The 1474-nt window shown below is 69.5% G+C and carries 1 protein-coding gene; it reads right to left on the bottom strand.

Features of this window, described 5'->3' with window-relative positions; translation table 11 throughout:
* A partial coding sequence (gene eccCb, locus AB0M20_RS43150; RefSeq protein ID WP_364307255.1) for a type VII secretion protein EccCb occupies positions 1-1474 on the bottom strand: 1474 nt, incomplete at both ends.

The following is a 1474-nucleotide window of genomic DNA, read 5'->3' as shown; positions in this document are numbered from 1 at the left end:
CCTTGAAAGAATAATAATCAGATAATGCATTTTCGTGTTTTTCATTTGCCTCTTGCTCAAAGTTCCCAAATTCGAGTAGCCGGCGACCGACTCGATCAGCTCGAGCGTCTTGGCGGCCTGCATGCCGTACCCGATGCGGTGCTCGCTCTCGGGCAGATCCATCAGGCTGCGCCGGTAGTCGACCAGGATCAGCCGCGCCTCCTCCGGCTGGAACCGCCGCATCACGGTGGTGGCCAGCGCGCGCAGGAAGGACGACTTGCCGCACTCGGAGTCGCCGAAGAGCAGGAAGTGCGGCTCCGTGGCGAAGTCGATCTCCACCTGGGAGAGGTCCTGCTCGGACAGCCCGATCGGCAGCCGCAGCCCGGTGCTCTTCTCGAGATCCATCTCCGAGTACGCCCAGGACGGCGGCAGCAGGCGCACCCGCGGCGCCGGCGGCCCGTGCCAGTTGGCCGCCACCTCCTTGACCAGCTCACTCGTCTCGCCCAGCGTGGTCAGCTCGGGCCGCACGGTCAGCAGGTGCAGGCTCTTGTTCTTGTCCGTCGGGTGCTCGGTGATGCCGCGGCCGGCGATCTCGGGCACGTTGATCGCGGCCCGCCGGTTGACGCTCGAGTCGCTCGGGTCGCCCAGCCGCAGCTCCAGCTTCGAGCCGAAGAGGTCGCGGATGGCCGGACGGAAGTCCATCCACCGGGTCGCGGAGGCCACCACGTGGATGCCGTACGACAGACCGCGGGTGGCGATGTCGGTGATGACCGCCTCCAGCTCGTCGAACTCCGAGCGGATCGTGGCCCAGCCGTCGATCACCAGGAACACGTCGCCGAACGGGTCGGCGGCCACCCCGGCCGGGTTCGCCCGCCGCCGCCGGTACGACGCCATCGACTCCACGCTCGACTCGGCGAACCGCACCTCCCGCTCGGCCAGCAGGGTCAGGATCTCGCCGATCGTCCGCCGCACCCGCACCTCGTCGCGGCGGGCCGCGACACCGCCCACGTGCGGCAGGTCCCGGAGCACGCCGAGGCCACCGCCGCCGAAGTCGAGGCAGTAGATCTGCACCTCGGCCGGGGTGTGGGTGAGCGCCAGGCCGCAGACCAGGGTTCGCAGCGCGGTGGATTTGCCGCTCTGCGTGCCGCCGACCACCGCCATGTGCCCGGCCGAGCCGCCGAGCTGGACCCACTCGACGTCGCGGATCTGCTCGCGCGGCTTGTCGACCAGCGCGATCGGCACCTGCAGAGCGCCGTGCAGCTCGGGGTTGGCGAAGGCCAGCCCGCGCATCGGGTCGACGGCGACCGGGCCGAGCAGCTCGTCGAGCGCCACGGACTGGTTGAGCGGCGGCAGCCAGACCTGGTGCGCCGGCGGACCTTGGCCGATCAGCCGGGCGACGATCACGTCCATCATGCTCTCGCCGGCCGGGGTGTTCTCCTCCGGTTTCGGCTCCGCCTTCTTGACCACCTTGGGCACCGGCACGAAGTGGGTCGAG

The organism is Actinoplanes sp. NPDC051633, assembly GCF_040681735.1.
GTDB lineage: Bacteria > Actinomycetota > Actinomycetes > Mycobacteriales > Micromonosporaceae > Actinoplanes.
Note: the sequence above shows the minus strand (reverse complement) of the source record. Positions and strands in the feature narration are given on the sequence as shown.